This is a genomic window from Allobosea lathyri (assembly GCF_900108245.1).
GTDB classification, from domain to species: Bacteria; Pseudomonadota; Alphaproteobacteria; order Rhizobiales; family Beijerinckiaceae; genus Allobosea; species Allobosea lathyri.
Genome location: NZ_FNUY01000004.1, coordinates 1 through 22,605, shown reverse-complemented (window position 1 = coordinate 22,605; position 22,605 = coordinate 1). Strand labels below are relative to the sequence as shown.

23 protein-coding genes are annotated in these 22,605 nt (G+C 65.0%); 14 read left to right on the top strand and 9 right to left on the bottom strand.

Annotated elements, in window-relative coordinates:
• Positions 1-131: 131 nt before the first annotated feature.
• Both C4S73_RS10655 and C4S73_RS10650 read right to left on the bottom strand, forming a co-directional pair.
• Positions 132-1,277: a type III PLP-dependent enzyme gene (locus tag C4S73_RS10655; RefSeq protein WP_103872492.1), complete on the bottom strand. Its 1,146-nt coding sequence runs from the start codon at positions 1,275-1,277 to the stop codon at positions 132-134.
• Between the two features lie 553 nt (positions 1,278-1,830).
• A complete protein-coding gene (locus tag C4S73_RS10650) occupies positions 1,831-2,385 on the bottom strand; it encodes a glyoxalase superfamily protein (RefSeq protein WP_103872881.1) in 555 nt (184 codons plus the stop codon).
• A 300-nt stretch (positions 2,386-2,685) separates the two neighbouring features.
• Between C4S73_RS10650 and C4S73_RS10645 the strand changes: the two genes are divergently transcribed.
• The 3 genes from C4S73_RS10645 to C4S73_RS10635 are packed head-to-tail and all read left to right on the top strand — an operon-like array spanning position 2,686 to position 5,593.
• Entirely contained in the window at positions 2,686-4,269 is a 1,584-nt protein-coding gene (locus tag C4S73_RS10645) for an OpgD/OpgG family glucan biosynthesis protein (RefSeq protein WP_103872491.1), read from the top strand.
• 36 nt (positions 4,270-4,305) lie between these two features.
• Entirely contained in the window at positions 4,306-4,584 is a 279-nt protein-coding gene (locus tag C4S73_RS10640; RefSeq protein WP_200827983.1) for a GNAT family N-acetyltransferase, read from the top strand.
• A gap of 46 nt (positions 4,585-4,630) precedes the next feature.
• Positions 4,631-5,593 carry a glutathione S-transferase family protein gene (locus C4S73_RS10635; RefSeq protein WP_103872489.1) on the top strand — a complete coding sequence of 321 codons (963 nt, stop codon included), beginning with the start codon at positions 4,631-4,633 and terminating at the stop codon, positions 5,591-5,593.
• Between the two features lie 16 nt (positions 5,594-5,609).
• Here the strand turns inward: C4S73_RS10635 and C4S73_RS10630 are convergent, their stop codons facing one another.
• The gene (locus C4S73_RS10630) at positions 5,610-6,062 is read right to left on the bottom strand and encodes a Fur family transcriptional regulator (protein ID WP_103872880.1); all 453 of its coding nucleotides are present in this window, start codon (positions 6,060-6,062) and stop codon (positions 5,610-5,612) included.
• A gap of 128 nt (positions 6,063-6,190) precedes the next feature.
• Here C4S73_RS10630 and C4S73_RS10625 point away from each other — a divergent pair, with 128 nt between their 5' ends.
• From C4S73_RS10625 to C4S73_RS10610, 4 genes are read left to right on the top strand one after another with little or no spacing between them, the layout of a single operon-like run.
• Positions 6,191-7,114: a metal ABC transporter substrate-binding protein gene (locus C4S73_RS10625; RefSeq protein ID WP_103872488.1), complete on the top strand. Its 924-nt coding sequence runs from the start codon at positions 6,191-6,193 to the stop codon at positions 7,112-7,114.
• Positions 7,115-7,131: 17 nt separating this feature from the next.
• Entirely contained in the window at positions 7,132-8,031 is a 900-nt protein-coding gene (locus C4S73_RS10620) for a manganese/iron ABC transporter ATP-binding protein (protein ID WP_103872487.1), read from the top strand.
• Positions 8,028-8,888 (top strand): metal ABC transporter permease, encoded by an 861-nt coding sequence (locus tag C4S73_RS10615; protein WP_103872486.1) that lies wholly within the window; start codon positions 8,028-8,030, stop codon positions 8,886-8,888. The genes C4S73_RS10620 and C4S73_RS10615 overlap by 4 nt, the downstream gene beginning before the upstream one ends.
• On the top strand, positions 8,885-9,727 hold the full coding sequence (locus tag C4S73_RS10610) for a metal ABC transporter permease (protein ID WP_103872485.1): 843 nt from the start codon (positions 8,885-8,887) through the stop codon (positions 9,725-9,727). Before C4S73_RS10615 ends, C4S73_RS10610 begins: the two co-directional genes overlap by 4 nt.
• Here C4S73_RS10610 and C4S73_RS10605 read toward each other — a convergent pair whose 3' ends face one another.
• Positions 9,728-10,534 carry a transglutaminase-like domain-containing protein gene (locus C4S73_RS10605; protein ID WP_103872484.1) on the bottom strand — a complete coding sequence of 269 codons (807 nt, stop codon included), beginning with the start codon at positions 10,532-10,534 and terminating at the stop codon, positions 9,728-9,730.
• A gap of 67 nt (positions 10,535-10,601) precedes the next feature.
• Positions 10,602-11,606: an LLM class flavin-dependent oxidoreductase gene (locus tag C4S73_RS10600; RefSeq protein ID WP_103872483.1), complete on the bottom strand. Its 1,005-nt coding sequence runs from the start codon at positions 11,604-11,606 to the stop codon at positions 10,602-10,604.
• Positions 11,607-11,837: 231 nt separating this feature from the next.
• Here C4S73_RS10600 and C4S73_RS10595 point away from each other — a divergent pair, with 231 nt between their 5' ends.
• Complete coding sequence (locus C4S73_RS10595; protein ID WP_103872482.1) at positions 11,838-12,020, top strand: hypothetical protein; 183 nt, start codon at positions 11,838-11,840, stop codon at positions 12,018-12,020.
• 22 nt (positions 12,021-12,042) lie between these two features.
• On the opposite strand, the gene serA is transcribed toward C4S73_RS10595, so the two are convergent.
• The 4 genes from serA to secA form a co-directional block, all read right to left on the bottom strand.
• Positions 12,043-13,299, bottom strand: coding sequence for a phosphoglycerate dehydrogenase (gene serA / locus C4S73_RS10590; protein WP_103872481.1), 1,257 nt, complete (start codon positions 13,297-13,299; stop codon positions 12,043-12,045).
• 98 nt (positions 13,300-13,397) lie between these two features.
• Positions 13,398-13,844, bottom strand: a complete 447-nt coding sequence (locus C4S73_RS10585; RefSeq protein WP_103872480.1) for an NfeD family protein — start codon at positions 13,842-13,844, stop codon at positions 13,398-13,400.
• A 10-nt stretch (positions 13,845-13,854) separates the two neighbouring features.
• A complete protein-coding gene (locus C4S73_RS10580) occupies positions 13,855-14,829 on the bottom strand; it encodes an SPFH domain-containing protein (RefSeq protein ID WP_103872479.1) in 975 nt (324 codons plus the stop codon).
• A gap of 113 nt (positions 14,830-14,942) precedes the next feature.
• The gene (gene secA, locus C4S73_RS10575) at positions 14,943-17,729 is read right to left on the bottom strand and encodes a preprotein translocase subunit SecA (protein WP_103872478.1); all 2,787 of its coding nucleotides are present in this window, start codon (positions 17,727-17,729) and stop codon (positions 14,943-14,945) included.
• Between the two features lie 277 nt (positions 17,730-18,006).
• On the opposite strand from secA, the gene C4S73_RS10570 reads away from it, so the two are divergent.
• The 6 genes from C4S73_RS10570 (at position 18,007) to C4S73_RS10545 (ending at position 22,198) form a co-directional block, all read left to right on the top strand.
• Positions 18,007-18,936 (top strand): peptidylprolyl isomerase, encoded by a 930-nt coding sequence (locus tag C4S73_RS10570; protein WP_425290335.1) that lies wholly within the window; start codon positions 18,007-18,009, stop codon positions 18,934-18,936.
• Between the two features lie 179 nt (positions 18,937-19,115).
• Complete coding sequence (argJ, locus tag C4S73_RS10565; RefSeq protein ID WP_103872476.1) at positions 19,116-20,369, top strand: bifunctional glutamate N-acetyltransferase/amino-acid acetyltransferase ArgJ; 1,254 nt, start codon at positions 19,116-19,118, stop codon at positions 20,367-20,369.
• The gene (locus C4S73_RS10560) at positions 20,350-20,982 is read left to right on the top strand and encodes a DMT family transporter (protein WP_160115721.1); all 633 of its coding nucleotides are present in this window, start codon (positions 20,350-20,352) and stop codon (positions 20,980-20,982) included. The genes argJ and C4S73_RS10560 overlap by 20 nt, the downstream gene beginning before the upstream one ends.
• Positions 20,979-21,278 (top strand): DMT family transporter, encoded by a 300-nt coding sequence (locus C4S73_RS10555; RefSeq protein ID WP_244595545.1) that lies wholly within the window; start codon positions 20,979-20,981, stop codon positions 21,276-21,278. The genes C4S73_RS10560 and C4S73_RS10555 overlap by 4 nt, the downstream gene beginning before the upstream one ends.
• A complete protein-coding gene (locus C4S73_RS10550) occupies positions 21,275-21,781 on the top strand; it encodes a hypothetical protein (RefSeq protein ID WP_103872473.1) in 507 nt (168 codons plus the stop codon). Before C4S73_RS10555 ends, C4S73_RS10550 begins: the two co-directional genes overlap by 4 nt.
• 12 nt (positions 21,782-21,793) lie before the next feature.
• On the top strand, positions 21,794-22,198 hold the full coding sequence (locus tag C4S73_RS10545) for a (deoxy)nucleoside triphosphate pyrophosphohydrolase (RefSeq protein WP_103872472.1): 405 nt from the start codon (positions 21,794-21,796) through the stop codon (positions 22,196-22,198).
• Positions 22,199-22,605: the final 407 nt, after the last annotated feature.

Below are 22,605 nucleotides of genomic sequence, written 5' to 3'. Positions count from 1 at the left end.
GACGCACCTCCGGCCGGAGCGCCTGGCGGACAACCGAGGTTGCGCAGACCTTCCCGGCGCCGCGCGCGAGCGCGCGGCCACAATGAAACGATGTGGGTGGATGGACGCGGCCGAAGCCGCGCCCGAAAACGTCAGATGACGTACTGCTTCAGCGGCGGGAAGCCGTTGAAGGCGACGGCCGAATAGGTCGTCGTATAGGCGCCCGTACCCTCGATCAGCACGCGATCGCCGATCTCCAGGCTGAACGGCAGCATGTACGGGGTCTTCTCGTACATGACGTCGACCGAATCGCAGGTCGGGCCGGCCAGCACGCAGGGCACTGTCGCATCGCCGTCACGGGCGGTGCGGATCGGGTAGCGGATCGCCTCGTCCATGGTCTCGGCGAGACCGTTGAACTTGCCGATATCGAGATAGACCCAGCTGACCTGGTCGTCAGCGGCCTTCTTCGAGATCAGGACGACTTCGGCTTCGATCAGGCCGGCGTCGCCGACCATGCCGCGGCCCGGCTCGATGATGGTCTCGGGCAGGCGGTTGCCGAAATGCTTCGACAGCGCTTGGAAGATCGCATCGCCATAGGCCGGAACGCCCGGGATCGGACGCAGGTAGCGCGCCGGGAAGCCGCCGCCGAGATTGACCATCGAGAGCGAGAGCCCACGGGTGGCGCACTCCTGGAACACCGCCGAGGCCGAGGCCAGCGCGGAATCCCAGGCGTTGATGTTGGCCTGCTGCGAGCCGACATGGAAGGAGATGCCATAGGCGGTCAGGCCCAGGCGATGGCCGTGTTCAAGCACGTCCGCGGCCATTTCGGGCACGCAGCCGAACTTGCGCGAAAGCGGCCAGTCGGCGCCGGCGCCGTCGCAGAGGATGCGGCAGAAGATGCGCGCGTCCTTCACGCCGACCTTATCGGCCGAACGGGCAACCTTCTCGACCTCTGCCGTGCAATCGACGGCGAAGAGGCGCACGCCGAGTTCCATGGCGCGGACGACATCGCGTTCCTTCTTGATCGTATTGCCGAAGGAGATGCGATCAGCCGTTGCGCCAGCCGACAGCGCCAGCTCGATCTCGACGACCGAAGCGCAATCGAAGCAGGAGCCGAGCTTGGCCAGCAGCGCCAGCACTTCCGGCGCAGGATTGGCCTTCACGGCGTAGAATACGCGCGTGTCGGGGAGGGCCCGCGAGAAGGCATGATAGTTCTCTTTGACGACATCGAGATCGATGACGACGCAGGGGCCGTCCTCGCGACGGGTACGAAGAAACTCACGGATGCGCTCGGTCATGAGACGCTTCTCCTACGGCGCAGGCGGCGCCGATGCGACATGAAGCCGGCTGAGCCGTCGGCGTTTCGAGGCGCGATGGAGACGCCAGGACTCGCCGAACGATTCGTTCGGACTCTGATAACCGTCGCTTGGGGAGACCCCGCACGCCCGGCAATGAAGGACAAGCCTCTTCGGTGCCGGCCTGTGGAAAGCCGGCGAGACCAAAAAAAGCCCGTTCCGTCGTTGCTTTAAGCTGCGTCCCCCGTGGAGATTCGGGGTTCGCCGGTTTCGCCTCCGGCTGCCAGTCGCTGTTCGGTGACAGTTCCCATAGCTGGGAACCGGGAGCGTGATTTGAGGGGATATCCATCCCCCTCCATCCGTCTCCAACACCTGGCGGCTGTCCGGCCTCTTGTCCGGATGCCCACCGACTGACACGCGGCCACAGGCACGTGCGAATTGGGTGAGCTGCATATACGGATGGTTGCTCCCGGCTTCAAGTTTTTTCTGAAGGCCGGAGGCGGATTTTTTGACGAACGGTTGGCCCTGGGCGACGCAGCTGTGCCAGCCAAGGAGACTACTCGCAGAAGCGGATGCGATTTCCGAAAGGATCGGGCACCTCGAGCATGCGCCCGCCGGGGCCGTCTTCCTGGATGCCCGGCTTGGAGTAGGAATAGCGCTTGCCGATCAGCTCGGCGTGATAGGCGTCGACGCCCTTCATCCTGACAAAGACGGTCGAGCCAGGGCTGGCATCGCCGTGATGCTCCGACAGATGCAGTTTCAGGCCTGAGCGCGAGAGCTGCATGTAGATCGGGAAATTGGGCCCGAAGCGATGGTCCCAATCCATCGTGAAGCCGAGGAAGTCGAGATAGAACTCGCGGGCCTTCTCGATATCGAAGATCCGCAGGACCGGAATGCCCATTTCAAGGGTGACGCCGGAGCGATCGGCCGTGGTCGCGGTCGCGCCGTCGCGGTATTCGCCGAAACTGGCGGATGCCACGTTCCAGTCGGCATAGCCGAATTGCCGGGCGACGATTTCGAGGGTTTCCGAGTGGGAGAGTTCGACCTGCCTGGAGGCAAAAGCCTCGCGCAGGGTCTTGGCCATCAGCTTCGCATCGCGAAAGCTACGCATCGACATGATCCTTCACGTTGAGCGGACGAAACGATCAGGGCTCGCATTGCTGATTGCCGTCCACCGACCGATCGGGATCAGGGAAGTCCTCTCAACGGATGCATTCACCATGCCCTTGCGGGCGCGAGCGGCTGGCTGCATCCGGCCAGGCGAGAAGCATAAAAACGCGCTCTTGCGATTGTCAACGGCTCGGGTTCCGGCGGGCGTCGCGCCTGCGCCCTAGACCGGCCCCAATTCATCGCCTAAGTCGCTGGACTGACACGCCTTCGGTGGCGGTTGCGACGAGATGACGGACGAACCATGACCATACCAAGCCGCCGCCGCGTTCTGGCCGGGCTTTCCGCCGCGCTTTGCCTCTCGTCGGCGCCCTCTGTTCTCCTTGCGCAGCAGCCGCCGGCGCAGCCCGCTCCAGCGCCGCCGCAGCCGCGTTTCGGTTTCGAGGATGTGGTGCGCCGGGCCCGCGAGATCGCCGCTGTTCCCTATGAACCCGGCCCGAATCTGCCCGAGCCGCTCTCCCGGCTCGACTTCGATTCATGGCGCGATATCCGTTTCCGGCCCGAGCGGTCGCTGCTGGCCCAGAATGGCTCGCCGTTCCGCATGCAGATGTTCCATCCCGGCTTCCTGTTCACGCGGCCGGTCGTCGTCAACGTCGTGCGCGACGGCGTGCCCACGCCGGTGCCCTATTCGGCTGGCCTGTTCGACTATGGCCGCGTCAAGTTCGAGAAGCCGCTGCCGGTCAATCTCGGCTTCGCCGGTTTCCGGCTGCACTATCCGCTGAACGATCCGCGCGTTTTCGACGAGCTGATCTCTTTCATCGGCGCGAGCTATTTCCGGGTCCTTGGGCGCGAGCAACGCTACGGCCTCTCGGCGCGCGGCCTTGCGATCGGCGCGGGCGTGCCGGGCGGCGAGGAGTTTCCGGCTTTCCGCGAATTCTGGGTCGAGGCGCCCGCCGCCAATGCCGAGCGCGTCACCGTCTATGCGCTGCTCGATTCCGCCTCGGTCACGGGGGCCTATCGCTTCTATATCTATCCCGACGTCGATAGCGTGGTCGACATCAGCGTCACGCTGTTCCCGCGCAAGGCCATCGAGAAGCTCGGCCTGGCGCCACTGACCTCGATGTTCTTCACCGGCGAGAATGACCGGCGCTTCCATGATGATTTCCGCACCGAGCTCCATGATTCCGACGGGCTGATGATCCATTCCGGCACCGGCGAATGGATCTGGCGACCATTGCGCAATCCGCGCCAGCAGGCGGTCTCATCCTTCGTCGAACGCAATGTCAGGGGCTTTGGCCTGATGCAGCGCGACCGGGTCTTCGAGCACTATCAGGATCTCGACCTCAGCTACGAGCTGCGGCCGTCCTATTGGATCGAGCCGCAGGGCGACTGGGGCGAGGGCCATGTCGAATTGGTCGAGCTGCCGACGACCGACGAGACCAACGACAATATCGTGGCGCTATGGGCGCCGAAGACGCCGATCGAGCCCGGCCGTGAATTCAGCTTCAACTACAAGCTGACGGCCATGCTCGATTCGAGCGAACTCCACCCTGGCGGCCGGATCATCAATACCTATCAGGCCCGCCCCAAGGCGCTGGGCTCCGGCGAGCCGGTCACGGATGGAGCGCGGCGCTTCATCGTCGATTTCGCCGGTGGCGATCTCGATTACCATCTGCGCCAGCCCGAGAAGGTCGAGATCGTGCCGTCGGTCGCCTATGGCCGGATCGACCGCGCCTTCATCGTGCCCAATCCGAAGACGCAGGGCTTCCGCGCTTTCATCGACATCGTGGTCGAGCCGGGTCAGACCGCCGAGATGCGGGCTTTCCTCAAGAGCGGCGACAAGACCCTGACCGAGACCTGGAGCTACCCCTGGCGGGCCGACGCCTGACGGCGCAGCGTCCTGACCTGAGATAAGGAGATGGATATGGACGGCATCGTCGTCGAGCGGCCCGAGCAGAACCATTTCGAGCTGGCGCTGGAGGGCGGCACTGCGATCGCCGCCTATCGGCGCGATGGCGAGCGCATCGTCCTGATTCATACCGAGGTTCCCCAGCAGTTTGCGGGGCAGGGCGTCGGTTCGCGGCTGGCGAAAGGCGTTTTCGACCTCATTCGCGCCAGCGGCCGCAAGGTCGTGATCCGCTGCTCGTTCATGGCCGGCTGGGCCGCCCGGCATCCTGAATACAACGACATCATCGACGGTTGAAGGTCGCCGGCCCCATGGGCCGGCCGGCTATCCGGGGAGATTTTCCATGGGCCTGCTCGTAGACGGACGCTGGCAGGACCAGTGGTACGACACTGCCAAAAGCGGCGGGCGCTTCGTCCGGCAGGACAGTGCCTTCCGCAACTGGGTGACGCCGGATGGCGCGCCGGGACCGAGCGGCACAGGCGGTTTCAGGGCGGAGCCGGGCCGCTACCATCTTTATGTCTCGCTGGCCTGCCCATGGGCGCATCGCGCGCTGATCTTTCGCGCCCTGAAAGGGCTGGAGTCCGCGATCGACGTCTCGGTCGTGCATTGGCTCATGGCCGAACAAGGCTGGAGCTTTGCCGCAGGCGAGGGCGTGGTTCCCGATCCGATCGGCGGGGCGCGCCATCTGCACGAGGTCTATACGAGAGCCGATCCGGCCTATTCGGGCCGGGTCACCGTGCCCGTGCTCTGGGACAAGCAGAGCGGGACCATCGTCAACAACGAGTCCTCCGAGATCATCCGGATGCTTAATTCGGCCTTCGACGGCGTCGGCGCCAAGCCGGGCGACTATTATCCGCAGGACTTGCGAATCGAAATCGACGGCTTGAACGAGCGCATCTACGCGACCGTCAACAACGGGGTCTACCGCGCTGGCTTCGCGACCACACAAGAAGCCTATGAGGAAGCGGTCGCTCCCCTGTTCGAGACGCTCGATTGGCTGGAGGAGAGGCTGTCATCGCGCCGCTTCCTGACCGGCGAGCGGATCACCGAGGCCGATTGGCGGCTGTTCACCACGCTGATCCGCTTCGACCCCGTCTATGTCGGGCATTTCAAATGCAATATCAGGCGAATTGCCGACTATCCCCGGCTTCATGCCTATATGCAGTCGCTCTTCGCGATCGAGGGCGTGGCCGCGACGGTGAACTTCGACCATATCAAGCGGCATTACTACCAGAGCCATCGCAATCTGAATCCGAGCGGCATCGTGCCGGTGGGGCCGGAACTCGACATCCAGGGAAGGGCCTGAGCCTGCCGATCGAAGGCTATGTCTTCGGGCTCTTGCGGGCGCCGGTCGGCTTCTTGCGCCCGTACAGTTCCAGCCGGTGCCTGACCAGTTCGTAGCCGAGTTCGGCTGCGATACGGCGCTGCAGCTCCTCGATCGCATCCGAGGAGAACTCGATCACCTGGCCGGTCTCGACGTCGATCAGATGATCATGATGCTGCTGATCGGCATGCTCATAGCGCGAGACGCCGTCCTCGAAGGCATGACGCTCGATCGCGCCGCGCGTCTCCAGCAGCTTCATCGTGCGGTAGACCGTCGATAGCGACAGTGTCGGATCATGCGCGAAGGCGCGGGTGAAGATGCCCTTGGCGTCCGGGTGGTCGTCGGCTTCCGCGAGCACGCGCAGGATCAGCCTTCGCTGCTGCGTCATGCGCAGTCCTGCGCCCTTGAGCTGGCCTTCGAAAACGGCCACGCGCTGATCGATTCCCGTCATCTCCTGCAAATAGCAACGACGTGGCGCTATTGCAAAATCTCTTATCGCAAATCGGTTGCAATAGCATTGACAGATGCGAGTGATTTGCAATAGCGTTTGCTCATCGTATCAGACGACCGGGAGACAGCATGGGTTCGCGCCGATATTTCATGGCCTTGGGACTGGGAGCCCTGAGCCTGAGTGCCCTGGCCTGCGGCATCAGCACGCCGGCTTTTGCGCAGCCTGTTCCGGGAAAGCCGCTGCGGGTCGTCACGACATTCACCGTGATTCAGGACATCGCCCAGAATGTCGCGGGCACGGCGGCGATCGTCGAATCGATCACCAAGCCCGGCGCCGAGATTCATGATTACCAACCGACGCCGCTGGATGTGGTGAAGGCGCAGTCGGCCGATCTCGTGCTCTGGAACGGCATGAACCTTGAGCGCTGGTTCGAGCGCTTCTTCGAGAACGTCAAAAACGTGAAGAACGCGGTGGTGACTGAAGGCATCGTGCCCATGGGCATCAAGGAGGGCCCCTATGAGGGCAGGCCCAATCCCCATGCCTGGATGTCGACAGCGAGCGCGCTGATCTATGTCGAGAACATCCGCAAGGCGCTGGCCGATGCCGACCCCGCCAATGCGGAGGTCTACGCGAAGAACGCGAAGGCCTATTCCGACGAGATCAGGGCGATCGACGCGCCGCTGCGCGCGCGCCTCGACAAGGTGCCGGCCGACAAGCGCTGGCTCGTCTCCAGCGAGGGCGCCTTCAGCTATCTCACCCGCGACTATGGCTGGCGGGAAGCCTATCTCTGGCCGATCAATGCCGACGAGCAGGGCACGCCGCAGCAGGTCCGCCGGCTGATCGATCTCGTACGCAAGAACAAGATCCCCGCCGTCTTCAGCGAAAGCACGATCTCGGATCGTGCGGCGAGGCAGGTCGCGCGCGAAACCGGCGCGGCCTATGGCGGAGTGCTCTATGTCGACTCGCTTTCGGCCGAGAACGGGCCGGTGCCGACCTATGTGAAGCTGCTCGAGGTCACGGTGGCCACGATCGCGAAGGGGTTCGGCCAGTGAACACGCAAGTGGCCGGAATGTTTGCCAAAGGCGGGGTGACGCCCTCGATCTCGGTGGCCGGCGTCACTGTGCGTTACGGCAATGGCGTGACGGCGGTAAACGATGCCTCCTTTGCGCTCGGGCCGGGCACGATCTGCGCGCTCGTCGGCATCAACGGCTCGGGCAAGTCGACGCTGTTCAAGACGCTGATGGGCTTCATGAAGCCGGCGCGCGGTGAGGTCACGATCGCCGGCATGGCGGTGCGCGCGGCGTTGAAGCGCGGAATCGTCTCCTATGTGCCGCAGGCCGAGGAGGTCGACTGGAGCTTTCCGGTGCTGGTCGACGACGTCGTGATGATGGGCCGCTATGGCCATATGGGTTTCCTGCGCATCGCCGGGCAGGCGGATCGCGATGCGGTCGATGAGGCGCTGGCTCGGGTCAACATGCTGGAGTTTCGCCGCCGGCAGATCGGCGAATTGTCCGGCGGCCAGCGCAAGCGCGTTTTCCTGGCGCGCGCGCTGGCGCAGGGCGGGCAGGTGATCCTGCTGGACGAGCCCTTCACCGGTGTCGACGTCAAGACGGAGGATGCGATCGTCGCGCTGATGCGGGAATTGCGAGCGGAGGGCCGGCTGATGCTGGTCTCGACGCATAATCTCGGCTCGATCCCCGATTTCTGCGATCAGGTCGTGCTGATCAACAAGACCGTGCTCGCGGCGGGGCCGACGGCGACGACCTTCACCCATGACAATCTCCAGCGCGCCTTCGGTGGCGCGCTCAGGCATTTCCGGCTTGGCGGCGCCGAACTGCATGATGACGCCGATGCGCGCCGGGTCACCGTGATCAGCGATGACGAGCGCCCGCTCGTTCTCTATGGCGAGCGCGATCACGAGACGCTTGCCGGTGGCGCCAAGGCCGATGGCGGGGAGGGCGTGCGGTGATCGATCTGCTGCTGGAGCCGTTCGGCTATCAATATATGGTGCGGGCGATCTGGGTTTCGGCGCTGGTCGGTGGCGTCTGCGCCTTCCTGTCCTGCTATCTTATGCTCAAGGGCTGGTCGCTGATGGGCGACGCGCTGGCGCATGCGATCGTGCCGGGCGTCGCGCTCGCCTATCTGCTCAAGGTGCCCTATGCGGCCGGCGCCTTCTTCTCGGGACTTCTCGCCGCGCTTGCGATGGCGCTCGTCCGGGTGCGCACGCAATTGCGCGAGGATGCCGTCATCGGCATCGTCTTCACGACCTTCTTCGCCGCTGGCCTGCTGATCGTCTCGATCAACCCGACCTCGGTCAACGTCCAGTCGATCGTGCTCGGCAATATCCTCGGCATTTCCGACGAGGACGTCATCCAGGTCGCGATCATCGCCGCGGTCTCGCTGGTGATCCTGATCGCGCGCTGGAAGGATCTGATGCTGGTCTTCTTCGACGAGAACCAGGCACGCGCCGTCGGGCTTTCGCCGACGCGGCTGAAGGTCTTGTTCTTCATGCTGCTCAGCGCCTGCACGGTTGCGGCGCTCCAGACCGTCGGAGCCTGCCTCGTCATCGCCATGGTGGTGACGCCGGGCGCAACGGCCTATCTGCTGACCGATCGCTTTGGCAGACTTATCCTGATCGCGGTTGGCATGGGGGTCGGTACCAGCGCGATCGGCGCTTATGCCAGCTACTTCCTCGATGGTTCGACCGGCGGGCTGATCGTGGTGTTCCAGACGATCCTGTTCCTGCTCGCCTTCGTCTTCGCGCCCAAGCATGGTCGGCTGGCTGCCGCCCGGGCCGCCCGCGCCGTGCCGGAGCCGGTATCATGAACCTGATCGAGAGCTGGTTCCTCGCGCCGATGGCGCATGAGTTCATGCAGCGCGGACTGATTATCGCCGTGCTGGTCGGCGTCGTCTGCGCGGTTTTGTCCTGCTTCCTGGTGCTCAAGGGCTGGTCGCTGATGGGCGATGCGGTCTCGCATGCCGTGCTTCCCGGCATCGTGCTGGCGCACATCCTCAGCCTGCCGTTGGCGATCGGGGCGTTCGTCGCCGGCTTGGGCTGCGCGCTGGGCATCGGCTATCTCAAGGAGAACAGCCGGGTGAAGGAGGACACGGTGATGGGCATCGTCTTCTCCGGCATGTTCGCGCTCGGGCTGGTGATGTTCGTCAAGGTCGACAGCGACCAGCACCTGATGCACATCCTGTTCGGCAATATGCTGGGCGTGCGCTGGGCCGATATCGGCGAGACCGCGCTGATCGCCGTGCCGACCATCGCGATCATGCTGATGAAGCGGCGTGACTTCCTGCTCCATGCCTTCGACCCGGCCCATGCGCGGGCTATTGGCCTGCCGGTGCGTGCGCTGCATTTCGGGCTGCTGACCCTGCTCGCCCTGACGATCGTGGCCGCGCTGAAGGCTGTCGGCATCATCCTCGTCGTCGCCATGCTCGTGGCGCCCGGCGCCATCGGCTATCTCACGACGCGCCAGTTCGACAGGATGCTGCTGGTCGCCGTCTCCGTCGCGACGCTGTCGAGCGTGGCAGGCACGATCCTGAGCTTCCATCTCGATGCGGCCACCGGACCCTGCATCGTCGTGGTGCAGGCCGGCTTCTTCCTGATGGCGCTGGTCTTGAACCTGCGCCGCTCGGCGCGACGAGCGGCTGTCGCCTGATCAGGCGGCCTGCTGCCCGGCGTCCGCGTCGGCGCGCGTCACCGTGATCACCTGGTTCAGGCACTGGCAGTTGTATTCGCTGGTCAGGAAGGCGATGTCGGCGGCGTCGCGCCCGCTGGCGATGCGGACCATGCCCTCGACGGGGGCGAGCCGCGTGGGGTCGACGAGCCACCAGCGGCCGTCGAGGTAGATTTCATAGACGGCATGGAAATCCGGTGGGTCGAGGTCGAGCGCATAGGCGCTGACCGCGCGGGCAGGAATGTTCAGGGCTCGCGTCAGGGCGATGCCGAGATGGCTGAAATCGCGGCAGACGCCGGCGCGGTCAATGAAGGTCTGCTCGGCCGTGGTCATGGCGTGGCTGACACCGTGGACATAGTCGAGATGGGTGTGGAGCCAGTCGAGCACGGCCAGAACCCGGGCACCGCCCGTCGGAACCGTGCGAAACTCGCGCTGGGCGAAGCGCATGAACTCGTCGGAAGGGCTGAAACGGCTCGGCAGCAGATAGGGCAGCACGTCCTGGGGCAGCTCCGACCAATCATGCTGGCGCGCGTCGCGGGGCAGCAGGGTACGCTCCCCATTGTCGATCAGCGCGCGATAGGTGATCTGCACTTGACCGGAGAAGGCGGCGCGGAAGCGGCGCTCTCCTGTTGCTCCATCCTCATCGCGGATGAGGGCGGTGTCAGGCCAGATCCGCAGTTCCTCGGAGAGGATCGTCTGATCGGGCGAGCGAGCCGCCTCGATCGCCGCGATCACCTGCGTAGCGCTGCCGAAGCCATAGGTCAGCGTGGCCGAGACATTGAGTTTCATGATTTCCCCTGATGCACCGCAACATCGCCCGGGCCTAACGTTACCCGAGTGACGAAGTTCCGGAGGATCAGGCGGCTTCTCTGGCCAGCCCGATCTCCGGCGCGATGCCGGCTAGGATTTCATAGGATCGCTTGCGCGCGCCGTGGTCGTAGATCGGCGCAGTGACCATGATCTCATCGGCTCGTGTCGTCGCGATGAAAGCGCCGAGCTCGCGCTTGATCGTCTCGGGCGAGCCGATGAAGGCATAACGCAGCATCTGCGAGACATGCGCCTTCTCGGCCGGCGACCAGTAGCTTTCGATATCGATCGGTGGCTGCAGCTTGCCGCGTGCGCCGCGGACCATGCCGACGAAGCGCTGCTGCAGCGAGGTGGCGAGATGGCGTGCTTCCGCGTCGGTCTCGGCGGCGATGACGTTGATTCCGGGCATGGCGTAAGGCGTCGCCTGCTGCTCGGAAGGCTTGAAGCGTTCGCGATAGACCGCCAGCGCCTGGATGAGCGCGTCGGGGGCGAAATGCGAAGCGAAGGCGTAGGGCAGGCCGAGCTCGGCGGCGAGCTGGGCGCCGAACAGGCTCGACCCGAGGATCCAGATCGGCACGTCCTGCCCGGCTCCGGGCACGGCCTGGATCATCTGGTTGGGGCCGGCCGGCGCGAAGAAGGCCTGAACCTCCAGCACATCCTGCGGGAAATCATTCGAGGCCATCGGGTCGCGCCGCATGGCGCGCATGGTGATCTGGTCGGTTCCCGGCGCGCGGCCCAGCCCGAGATCGATCCGGCCCGGAAAAAGCGCGTCCAGCGTGCCGAACTGCTCGGCGATGATCAGCGGCGCATGATTGGGCAGCATCACGCCGCCGGCGCCAATCCGCATGGTCTTGGTCGCGGCGGCGAGCTGGCCGATGACGACGGCGGTGGCCGCGCTGGCGATCCCGGTCATGTTGTGATGCTCGGCGACCCAATAGCGGCGGTAACCCAGGGCTTCGGCATGTCGCGCGAGATCGATCGACTTCCGCAGGGCGTCGCCCGGCTGCTCTCCTTCGATGACGGGTACGAGATCGAGAACGGAAATTGCGACCATGACAGCCCCTGCTTGTGCTCCGTCAGGGAGAGCTGACGGAGCAAGTGGTGTTCATGCCGACAGATGGTGTGGCAGGCGCGGGCGATCCAGTGCCGCTCCTGCTCTGTCATGGCGCGCTTGCGCGGACGTTCTGGCTCGCTGCCGCAGAGTTGGAACGGGACAGCGGACTTTGCGTTGTCCTCGTGAGAAGCCTGCGTCGTCGATGCGGGCAGATTGCGAAAAGGGGCCATCATGGCGACGACCACGAACCCGGCCAAGGAAAGCCTGCACAAGGAACAGAAGGAGCAGCGGCAGGCCGCGCGCAAGCAGGGCAAGGATGCCGAGCTCGACCGGGCCTTGAAGGACACTTTCCCGGCAAGCGACCCCGTCGCGGTGCAGACGGCGACGAAGCCGGGCGGCAAGAAGCAGCACTGACCAGCCGGCCGGTCGCCCTGGTTCAGTCGCGTTGATACAGCAGCCTGGCCCGGATCGTTCCGTCGAGAGCGGCGATTTCCTTGAGGATATCGCGCGCCTCCCGGCCGATGCGATCGGCTTCCATCACGACATAGCCGATCTCGCCGTCGGTCTGGTAGTTCTGCGCGGAGATGTTGACCTCGCGGTTGGCGAAGACGTCGTTCAGGCGCCGCAGCATGCCCGGCACATTGCGCTGGACGTGGATGAAGCGCGTACCGGTGGCGCGCGCCGCCAGCTGGACCTGCGGGAAATTGACGGCACCGACCGTTGAGCCGACATCGGAGTAATCGACCAGCTTGCGCGCGACCTCGGCGCCGATGCGCTCCTGCGCCTCTTCGGTCGAGCCACCGACATGGGGAGTGAGGATGACGTTGGGCAAGCCCTGAAGCGGCGAGACGAAGCGGTCGGCATTCGAGGCCGGCTCGACTGGAAACACGTCGACGGCGGCGCCTGCGAGGTGGCCGCTGCGCAAGGCTGCTGCGGCGGCATCGAGATCGACCACCGTGCCGCGCGAGTTGTTGATGAGATAAGAGCCCGGCTTCATCGCGGCGATCTGCTGCGCCCCGATCATGCCGTTGGTCTGCGGTGTTTCGGGAACGTGCAGCGAGACGATGTCGCTGGACCCGAGCAGTTCTTCGAGGCTGTCTACCGGTTCGGTGTTGCCGTGGCGCAGGCGGTCGGTGTGGTCGTAATAGATCACCCGCATGCCCATCGCCTCGGCGAGCGTCGAGAGCTGGCTGCCGATATTGCCATAGCCGACGATGCCGAGGATCTTGCCGCGGACCTCGAAGGAGCCGTTGGCGGATTTGTCCCAGCCGCCGACATGGGCCGAGATCGAGCGGTCGGTGACCTTGCGCAGCAGCATGACGATCTCGCCGATGACGAGTTCGGCGACGCTGCGCGTGTTCGAGAAGGGCGCATTGAAGACCGGAACGCCACGGGCGCGAGCGGCCTGGAGATCGACCTGATTGGTGCCGACGGAGAAGCAGCCGACGGCGAAGAGGCGGCTGGCATGGCCCAGTACCTCTTGCGTCAGCTGTGTGCGCGAACGGATACCCAGCACATGCACGCCCTCGAGCGCCTTGAGCAGGGCGTCATGGTCGAGCGCCTTGGGCAGCCGCACCATGTTGGCGTAACCGGCCTGGACCATCAGATTGGCGGCAGAATCGTTGATACCCTCGAGTAACAGGACCTTGATGCGGTCCTTGGGGAGGGACAGGCGTTCGCTGGGGCTGTTCATGACGTGGATCGGTTGATGACGGAGCGTTCGCTATAGACCTCGCGGAGCCGCGGACAACCGGTTTCTTGGTTCCGCGCTTGCGCGAAGTCGTCGCGGCCTCAGGCCTTCTCGACCACGAGCGTCGCGCCGTCGACGCGCACGACGCGGACCTCGCTGCCGGCGAGCAATTCGGGGCCGATAACGCGCCAGGAGGAATCGCCGACGCGGACGCGGCCCTCTCCGCCGGTCATCGTTGCCTCGATCCTGAAGACCTTGCCGATCAGCTGCCGGCCACGGTCGTTCAGCCCCGTGGCGGCATCGGGTTCCTCAGAGCTGCGCCGGGTCAGGATGCGGCCGAGGATGACGTTGGCGACACTGAGCACACAGAAGACGAGGGCGGCAGCCTGCCAGCCAATGCCGGTCGCTCCGACGAAGAGGCCCGTGAACAGGGCGGCAAGCCCAAGCCAGATCAGGAAGACGCCCGGCGCCAGGGTCTCGCCGCCGATCAGAACCAGGCCGAGAATGACCCAGCTCCAGCCCCCCAGCGAACCGAACCATTCGAGCATTTTCGACCTCTCAGCCCGTCCGGCCGGTCGAGGGCACGGAGCCCGTGCGCCGCGCCTCGACCGCTTCCTCGCCGAAGACGGCGCGAGTCAGTTGGGCGATACCGCCGACCGTGCCGGCAAGGGCTGCAGCCTCGATGGGTACGATCACGACCTTGCTGTTGGGTGCGGAGGCGATCGCCTTCAGTGCGTCGGTATAGCGCTCGGCAATCAGGAAGTTAGCGGCCTGGATGTCGCCCTTGCTGATCGCTTCGGAGACCATGGCGGTCGCGGCGGCTTCGGCTTCCGCCGAGCGCTCGCGCGCCTCGGCGTCACGGAAGGCGGCTTCCTTGCGGCCTTCCGCTGCGAGGATCTGCGACTGCTTCAGGCCCTCCGCGCGCAGGATCTCGGCCTGGCGCATGCCGTCGGCCTCGAGCACGGCGGCACGTTTCTCGCGCTCCGCCTTCATCTGCCGGTTCATGGCGCCGACGATATCGGCAGGCGGCAGGATATCCCTGATCTCGATGCGCGTGACCTTCACGCCCCAGGGCGAGGCGGCTGCGTCCATGACGCGCAGCAGCCGCTCGTTGATCTCGTCGCGATGCGACAGCAACTGGTCGAGATCCATCGAACCGACGACTGTGCGGATGTTGGTCATGGTCAGGACCATCAGCGCATCGTCGAGCGAGGATACCTCATAGCGCGCCTTGGCGGCATCGAGCACCTGGTAGAAGGCGGCGGCGTCGACCTTGACCCCGGCATTGTCCTTGGTGATCGCCTCCTGGCTGGGAATGTCGAGCACCTGCTCCATGACATTCACCTTGTGCCCGACCCGGTCGATATAGGGCACGATCAGGCCTAGCCCCGCGCCAAGCGTGCGCGAGTAACGGCCGAAGCGCTCGATCGTGTAGTTGTAACCCTGCGGGACGGTCCGGACGCCCAGTGCGATCGTCAGGATGGCGAGCGCGACGAGCGCCACCACGACGAGATTGAAACCGGAAACATCCATTCGACCGCCCCTCCAAGGCGCTGATCATCAGGCCCAGCGCCGAGTCGCCAATAACCTGACGATTGTGACGGGCGGATGCAACCCGCGCGAGCCGGGCCGCGCGAATGCTCCTGTCAGACGTACTGGCCGTGGCAGTGCTTGAACTTCTTGCCCGAGCCGCAAGGGCAGGGCTCGTTGCGGCCGACCTTGCCCCAGGTCGAGGGATCGGTCGGGTTGCGGTCGAGCACGGCGGTGTCGCCGTCGATGGCGGCATATTGCAGGCCGGTGCCGCCATAGTCTCCGCCGCCGCCGAAGCCCAGTGCTGGGCCTGGCTCATCCTGCGGGGGCAGGCCGCCCTCGTCGGGAGCGTCGAAACGAACCTCGACGCGCATCAGATTGCCGGTGACCTGTTCGCGCAGACGGCCGATCAGGCTGTCGAACAGCTCGAAGGCTTCCTGCTTGTACTCATTCAGCGGGTCGCGCTGGGCGTAGCCGCGCCAGCCGATGACCTGGCGGAGATGGTCGAGCGTGACGAGATGCTCGCGCCAGAGATGGTCGAGCGTCTGCAGGAGGACCTGCTTCTCGACATAGACCATCACCTCCTCGGTGTTGCGCGCGATACGGCCGGCATAGTCCTCGTCGGCGAGCTTGCGGATGCGCTCGCGCAGTTCGGTGTCGGCGATGCCCTCTTCCTTCGCCCATTCCTCGATCGGCAGATCGAGATTGAGGAACTGCATCACGCCTTCCTTGAGCGCGGCGGTGTCCCACTGCTCGGGATAGGCCTGCTCGGGGATGTGGCGGGTGACCTGATCCTCGACCACGCCATGGCGCATGTCGTCGATCGTCTCGCGGACGGTGTCCTGGCGCATGAAATCGCGACGCTGCTCGAACACGACCTTGCGCTGGTCGTTCATGACGTCGTCGTATTTCAGGATGTTCTTGCGGATGTCGAAGTTGCGCGCCTCGACCTTGCCCTGCGCCTTCTCGACCGCCTTGTTGATCCAGGGATGGACGATCGCCTCGTCCTCCTTGAGGCCGAGCTTCTGCAGCATGCCGTCCATGCGGTCGGAGCCGAAGATGCGCATCAGATCGTCCTGCAGCGACAGGAAGAACTTCGAGCGGCCGGGGTCACCCTGGCGGCCGGCGCGGCCACGCAGCTGGTTGTCGATGCGGCGGCTCTCATGGCGCTCGGTGCCGACGATGTAGAGCCCGCCGGCCTTCAGAACGCGCTGCTTGAAATCGACGACCTCGGCGCGGATGCGGGCCTCCTGCGCATCGCGCTCCGGCCCTTCCGGCATGTCGCCGAGATCGTGCTTGATGCGCATCTCGGCATTGCCGCCGAGCTGGATGTCGGTGCCGCGGCCGGCCATGTTGGTGGCGATCGTGATCACGCCGGGCGCGCCGGCCTGGGCGACGATATAGGCCTCCTGCTCGTGGAAGCGGGCGTTCAGCACGGCGAAATGGTTGGATGGCTTGCCGGCGCGGGCGGCGGCGTAGATCGGCTCCAGCGCGTTGGGCGCCGAGAAATCGATCTGCTGGAAGCCTTCCTTCTGCAACATCTCGGCAACGAGCTCGGAGCGTTCGATCGAGGTGGTGCCGACGAGCATGGGCTGGCCGTGCTGCTGGGCTTCCTTGATCTCGCGGATGACGCCGCGGACCTTCTCCTCGAAGGTGCGGTAGACCTCGTCATCCTCGTCCTTGCGCGAAACCGGCAGGTTGGTCGGGATTTCGACGACTTCGAGCTTGTAGATCTGGAAGAACTCGTCGGCCTCGGTCGCTGCCGTGCCGGTCATGCCGGCGAGCTTGGAATAAAGCCGGAAATAGTTCTGGAAGGTGATCGAGGCCAGCGTCGCGTTCTCGGGCTGGACGGTGACATGCTCCTTGGCTTCGAGCGCCTGGTGCAGGCCTTCCGAATAGCGCCGGCCCGGCATCATGCGGCCGGTGAACTCGTCGATGATCACGACCTCGTCGCCGCGGACGATATAGTCCTTGTCGCGGGTGAACAGCGAATGCGCCCGCAGTCCCTGGTTGACGTGGTGCACCAGAGTGACGTTGTGGGCGTCGTAAAGGTCGCCTTCCTTGAGCAGATCGGCTGCACGCAGCAGCTCCTCGATATGCTCGTTGCCGGCTTCCGTCAGCGAGACCGCGCGCTGCTTCTCGTCGACCTCGTAATCGCCGGGCACGAGCCCGGGCAGGATCTTGTCGATGGCGACGTAGAGGTCGGACTTGTCGTCGAGCGGACCGGAGATGATCAGCGGCGTGCGGGCCTCGTCCACCAGGATCGAATCGACCTCGTCGACGATCGCGTAATGGTGGCCGCGCTGGCTCATCTGCGCGACCTCGTACTTCATGTTGTCGCGCAGGTAATCGAAGCCGAATTCGTTGTTGGTGCCGTAGGTGATGTCGGCGGCATAGGCGCGCTGCCGATCTTCGTCCTCGATGCCGTGGACGATGATGCCGACGGTGAGACCGAGGAAGTTGTAGAGCTTCGCCATCCATTCGGCGTCGCGGCGGGCGAGATAGTCGTTCACGGTAACGACGTGGACGCCCTTGCCTTCGAGCGCGTTGAGATAGGTCGGCAGCGTCGCGACGAGGGTCTTGCCTTCGCCGGTCTTCATCTCGGCGATGGCGCCCTCATGCAGCACCATGCCGCCGATCAGCTGGACATCGTAGGGGCGCTGGCCGAGCACGCGCTTGGCCGCCTCGCGCACGGTCGCGAAGGCCGGCACGAGCAGATCGTCGAGTTTTGCGCCGTTGGCGAGTTGCTGGCGGAATTCGGCCGTCCGGGCCTGGAGAGCCTCGTCGCTAAGCGCGCTGACTTCGGATTCAAGCGCGTTGATCGCGGCGACGCGCGGACCATAGCCCTTGACGCGCCGGTCGTTCGACGAGCCGAAGAGTTTCTTTGCGAGCGCGCCAAGCATAGTTGGGCCTTTCGATGGTGAGGCTTCCGGCCGTGCTGCGGTGGCGCGCGCGCAGCCGGTAGCCTGATAATTCTCAATGCGACCGCGTGTTTAGACGCGTGCGAGTACGGGGTCCAGCGCCGCCTTTCACCAAGTGAGGCACTTGGTGCAAGCGAATTCCGCGATGATGTGGGGTTTTCAACCTCGCCTTCCAAGGGAGTGGAGCGTGATGATTGCAATTGCGTGTCGCGCGAGCCGCAAAGCTTCGTGATATCGCAGCGGCAGGGCCGCAACCGCCTTGCCTTTGCCGCGTTCAACTGGCAGTGCAGCCGCAATCACCGATTTCGGCTCTATGCGAAAGGGCACGCTCATGAAGTTGTCTCGCCTTGCCACGCTCTCCCTCGGGCTCATGCTCACGACAGCGCCTGCGCTGGCCCAGGCCGACAAGGTCGTCGCCAAGGTCGACGGCATCGCCATCACCGAGCGCGACATGGCGCTCGCGACGGAGGATCTGGGCGAGCGTCTCGCGCAGCTTCCCGACGAGCGGAAACGCGACGAAGTCATCAACTATCTGGTCGATCTGAAGCTTGGCGCCAAGGCGGCGACCGCCGCCAAGATCGGCGACGCTCCTGAGTTCGCCGCCCGCCTCGCTTATTATCGCGAAAAGGTGCTGCTGGACGAGTATCTGCAGCGCGAGGCCAAGAAGGCCGCGACGCCGGAAGCCGCCAAGAAGCTGTTCGACGACACGACCAAGGCGATGGCGCCCGAGGAAGAGGTGCATGCGCGCCATATCCTCGTCGAGGACGAGGCCCAGGCCAAGGCTGCGGCCGAGCGCATCAAGAAGGGCGAGGATTTCGCCAAGGTTGCCGCCGAGCTGTCCAAGGATCCGGGCTCCGGCAAGGAGGGCGGCGATCTCGGCTGGTTCACCAAGGACCGCATGGTGCCGGAATTCGCCGAAACCGCCTTCAAGCTCTCCAAGGGCCAGGTTTCCGACCCGGTGAAGAGCCAGTTCGGCTGGCATGTCATCAAGCTCGAGGACAAGCGCAGCAAGCCGCTGCCGGACTTTGCTTCGGTCAAGCCGCAGATCGACCAGTATCTGGAGCGCAAGGCGCAGCAGGACATCGTTCTGGCACTGCGCGAGAAAGCCAAGGTCGAGCGTCTGGACAAGCCCGCCGAGGCGCCTGCCGCCAAGGATGCGCCCAAGCCGGCCGAGCCCAAGAAGCCCTGAGCCGCTGGGTCGTCATTCTCGGGTTTGACCCGAGAGTCCCTTGCCGGAGATGCTCGGGTCAAGCCCGAGCATGACGTGGGCGACAGTCCTCGTAGAAACAAGAAGGGCGGCTTCATGGCCGCCCTTCTTGTTTTCGTCATCCGTCTGCGGCACATCAGCCTCCCCGCACAGGAGGCGCCATGATGGCCGGCAAGGATGTTCCCGTTTCCCCGCTTGCGCCCAAGCGCCAGCCCAAGGTTCCGGCCGTGCCGGGCGTTCGCTTCGCGACTGCCGAGGCCGGCATCCGCTACAGGGGACGTACCGACGTCGTGCTGATGCTGCTCGACGAGGGCACGCAGGTCGCAGGCGTCTTCACCCGCTCGAAATGTCCGTCCGCCCCGGTCGACTGGTGCCGCGAGAACCTGGCGCAGGGCTCTGGCCGCGCCGTGGTGGTCAATTCAGGCAATGCCAATGCCTTCACCGGCCTGAAAGGGCGTGATTCGGTCAAGCTCACCGCGCAGATCGCGGCCAAGGCTGCCGGCTGCAAGCCCCAGGAGGTTTTCATCGCCTCGACGGGCGTGATCGGCGAGCCGCTCGACGCGACCAAGTTCGAGGGCGTCCTGCAGGATTGCGCCAAGCGCGCGGCCGACGGTCCCTGGGTCGACGCCGCCAAGGCGATCATGACCACCGACACCTTCCCGAAGGCGCTTTCCCGCAAAGCCAAGATCGACGGCAAGGACGTCGTGCTCGCCGGCATCGCCAAGGGCGCGGGCATGATCGCGCCGGACATGGCGACGATGCTCTCCTTCGTCTTCACCGACGCTGCCATCGCCGCGCCGGTGCTTCAGGCGCTGCTGTCCAAGGGCGTGAAGGGTTCCTTCAATGCCGTCACGGTCGACAGCGATACCTCGACCTCCGACACGCTGATGCTGTTTGCCACGGGTAAGGCCACCGATCGCGGTGTGCCTGAGATTACCGAGATCAACGATGCCCGCCTCTCGGGCTTCAAGCGGGCGTTGAATTCGCTTCTGCTCGAATTGGCCCATCTCGTCTGCAAGGACGGCGAGGGCGCGCGCAAATTCGTCGAAGTACGGGTGGCGGGCGCAACCTCCGCCCGTTCGGCCAAGCGCGTCGCGCTCTCGATCGCCAACTCGCCGCTGGTGAAAACCGCGATCGCCGGCGAGGACGCCAATTGGGGCCGCGTCGTCATGGCGGTGGGCAAGGCCGGCGAGCCCGCCGACCGCGACCGGCTCGACATCTCCTTCGGCGAGATCATGGTGGCGCAGCAGGGCGCGCGCGCGCCGTCCTATGACGAGACCGCCGTCTCCGACTACATGAGGGGCGAGCACATCGTCATCACAGCCGATCTCGGGCTGGGCCGAGGCCGATCCACCGTCTGGACCTGCGATCTGACCAAGGCTTATGTCGAGATCAATGGCGATTATCGCTCCTGACGTCGCCGGCCCGGCCGAGCCGAGCCGGGCCTTCATCGTCGGAAATCTGCTGGTCTGCTCCTTCTTCTGGGGCTGCAGCTTCCTGTTCATCAAGCTGATGGCGGGGGATGTCTCGCCATTCGCGATCGCGGCCGGGCGCGGCCTGCTTGGAGCCGGCGCGCTGACGCTCTGGGTGATCTGGCTCGGGCAGAGCCCGATTCCGCGCCGCGCCGAAATCAGGCATTGGCTCGTGCTCGGCGCCACCAATGGCTGGGTCCCCAATGTTCTGGTCGCCTACGCGCTGACGCAACTCGCCAGCGGCCCGGCGGCGATGATCCAGGCCGCCGGACCGCTGGTCACCGCCATCTTCGCGCATCTCCTCTTCGCGGAGGAGCGGCTCAGCGGCCAGCGCCTTGGCGGCATCCTGCTCGGCATGGTCGGGGTCGGCCTGCTGATCGGCCCCCGGCTGATCGAAGGCGGCGGCACGGCGCTTGGCGGTCTCGCCATGGTGGGGGCCATGCTCGCCTATGCCACCGGCAATTCTATGTCCGCGCCGTGCCCGCATCGGCTGGCGATCCCGCGCGGCTCGCGCTCGGCCAGCAGGTCGTCTCGGGGCTGGTGGCATTGGGATTGACGCTCGCAGTCTCGGGAGTGGCCGCGTTTGCGCCGCTCGCGAACCACTGGCCGGCGATGCTCGCGCTAGGCATCGCCTGCACCGCAGTGCCGATGGCGCTGTTCATGCGCTTGATTCGCGCGGCCGGGCCGACGCGCGCCGCGATGACGGGATATCTCGTCCCGACCGTTGCGACCCTCATGGGCATCATCATTCTCAACGAGACGCTGGAGCTGAGGCAGTTGGTCGGCGGCTGCGTCATTCTCGCAGGCGTCTTCCTGGTTTCCACGGCACGACGGAGGATGGGGGGATCATGAAAGCCTGGCTTGGATTGGGGGCCGCGCTCCTGCTTGCAGCCTGCATGGAACGCACGCCGGGGACGGTCGCATTCTCGGAGGCGGAAGCTGCGTTCATCAAGAAGCCGGGCACCGGCGTCATCGCAGGCCATGCCTTCCGCACGAAGGCGTCGGGCACCGTGGTCAACGCGGCCGGCCAGCTCGTGCACCTGATTCCGGCAACGGAGTTTTCGCGCGAGCGCTTCAAAAACCTCTTCGGCAAGGGCAAGTACCTGCCGCATCGCGATTATCCGCGCGCCGACAATCCCGATCCGGCCTATGTGGAACACATGCGGACGACCAAGGCCGAGGCGAATGGGCGCTTCGGATTCGAAGGCGTCGCTCCGGGCGAATACATCGTGTCCTCGCAAGTGCTATGGGGCGATGAGGAGGCCTTCTTCCGCGAGGGTGGGATGGTCTATGACAGCGTGACCGTGACAGGTCAGGAGAAGGAACCTGTCAGAGCCATCCTCTCCGGAAATTGAGATTGTGTCTTCGTGAAGCTCCTCCTCGTCGTCGCCTGCGCCCTCATCGATGCCGATAATCGCGTGCTGGTCACCCAGCGCCCGCAAGGCAAATCGCTGGCGGGCTTGTGGGAATTTCCGGGTGGCAAGCTCGAATCCGGCGAACGGCCCGAGCCGGCGTTGATCCGCGAACTCGCGGAAGAGCTCGGCATCACCGTGAAGGAGGACTGCCTGGCGCCATTGACCTTCGCAAGCTACGCCTATCCCGAGTTCCACCTGCTGATGCCGCTCTATATCTGCCGGCGTTGGGAGGGCACGGTCTCCTCGCTGGAGAACCAGGCCCTGAAATGGGTGCGGCCGGGCAAGCTCCGGGAATTGTCCATGCCGCCAGCCGACGAGCCATTGATCCCGCCACTGATCGATCTGCTGGGTGCGTGAGTCCTGGATTGTTTCGTGTTCAATTTGAAGCGGTTGGTCATCCCGGGCGGAGCGTAGCGGAGACCCGGGATCCATTCCGGAGCGCTTCCGATAAAGCTTCCGGAATGGATCCCTGTTTGTCAGATTCGTGTCATGTTTGGTGCGGGCGGGAAGCCGTTGGATCCCTGGTGGGGAACACCGTGTTCCGGCTCGGTTCCCGCCCGCGTTGCGTAACCCCATCCTGAACAGTTGACCGAGGCCGCTAGCACCGGACCTCGCAGCACAGGGACAGGCACCATGACCATACACCCCTGCTTCATCGGTTGCGATATCGCCAAGCATCATCTCGATCTGTTCGACGAGACGAGCGGGCAGAGCCTTCGCATCGCCAATACGGGCGCGGCGATCGCAAGCTGGCTGTCGTCCTT

What these genes read in the sequence shown, in the direction of transcription:
- C4S73_RS10580 (WP_103872479.1), bottom strand. Translation starts at nt 14,829, where the DNA reads ATGGATGTTTCCGGTTTCAATCTCGTCGTGGTGGCGCTCGTCGCGCTC.
- C4S73_RS10560 (WP_160115721.1), top strand. Translation starts at nt 20,350, where the DNA reads ATGGCGATTATCGCTCCTGACGTCGCCGGCCCGGCCGAGCCGAGCCGG.
- C4S73_RS10550 (WP_103872473.1), top strand. Translation starts at nt 21,275, where the DNA reads ATGAAAGCCTGGCTTGGATTGGGGGCCGCGCTCCTGCTTGCAGCCTGC.
- argJ (WP_103872476.1), top strand. Translation starts at nt 19,116, where the DNA reads ATGATGGCCGGCAAGGATGTTCCCGTTTCCCCGCTTGCGCCCAAGCGC.
- C4S73_RS10630 (WP_103872880.1), bottom strand. Translation starts at nt 6,062, where the DNA reads ATGACGGGAATCGATCAGCGCGTGGCCGTTTTCGAAGGCCAGCTCAAG.
- C4S73_RS10620 (WP_103872487.1), top strand. Translation starts at nt 7,132, where the DNA reads ATGTTTGCCAAAGGCGGGGTGACGCCCTCGATCTCGGTGGCCGGCGTC.
- C4S73_RS10585 (WP_103872480.1), bottom strand. Translation starts at nt 13,844, where the DNA reads ATGCTCGAATGGTTCGGTTCGCTGGGGGGCTGGAGCTGGGTCATTCTC.
- C4S73_RS10600 (WP_103872483.1), bottom strand. Translation starts at nt 11,606, where the DNA reads ATGGTCGCAATTTCCGTTCTCGATCTCGTACCCGTCATCGAAGGAGAG.
- C4S73_RS10595 (WP_103872482.1), top strand. Translation starts at nt 11,838, where the DNA reads ATGGCGACGACCACGAACCCGGCCAAGGAAAGCCTGCACAAGGAACAG.
- C4S73_RS10645 (WP_103872491.1), top strand. Translation starts at nt 2,686, where the DNA reads ATGACCATACCAAGCCGCCGCCGCGTTCTGGCCGGGCTTTCCGCCGCG.
- C4S73_RS10610 (WP_103872485.1), top strand. Translation starts at nt 8,885, where the DNA reads ATGAACCTGATCGAGAGCTGGTTCCTCGCGCCGATGGCGCATGAGTTC.
- C4S73_RS10650 (WP_103872881.1), bottom strand. Translation starts at nt 2,385, where the DNA reads ATGCGTAGCTTTCGCGATGCGAAGCTGATGGCCAAGACCCTGCGCGAG.
- C4S73_RS10635 (WP_103872489.1), top strand. Translation starts at nt 4,631, where the DNA reads ATGGGCCTGCTCGTAGACGGACGCTGGCAGGACCAGTGGTACGACACT.
- secA (WP_103872478.1), bottom strand. Translation starts at nt 17,729, where the DNA reads ATGCTTGGCGCGCTCGCAAAGAAACTCTTCGGCTCGTCGAACGACCGG.
- C4S73_RS10625 (WP_103872488.1), top strand. Translation starts at nt 6,191, where the DNA reads ATGGGTTCGCGCCGATATTTCATGGCCTTGGGACTGGGAGCCCTGAGC.
- C4S73_RS10655 (WP_103872492.1), bottom strand. Translation starts at nt 1,277, where the DNA reads ATGACCGAGCGCATCCGTGAGTTTCTTCGTACCCGTCGCGAGGACGGC.
- C4S73_RS10640 (WP_200827983.1), top strand. Translation starts at nt 4,306, where the DNA reads ATGGACGGCATCGTCGTCGAGCGGCCCGAGCAGAACCATTTCGAGCTG.
- C4S73_RS10605 (WP_103872484.1), bottom strand. Translation starts at nt 10,534, where the DNA reads ATGAAACTCAATGTCTCGGCCACGCTGACCTATGGCTTCGGCAGCGCT.
- serA (WP_103872481.1), bottom strand. Translation starts at nt 13,299, where the DNA reads ATGAACAGCCCCAGCGAACGCCTGTCCCTCCCCAAGGACCGCATCAAG.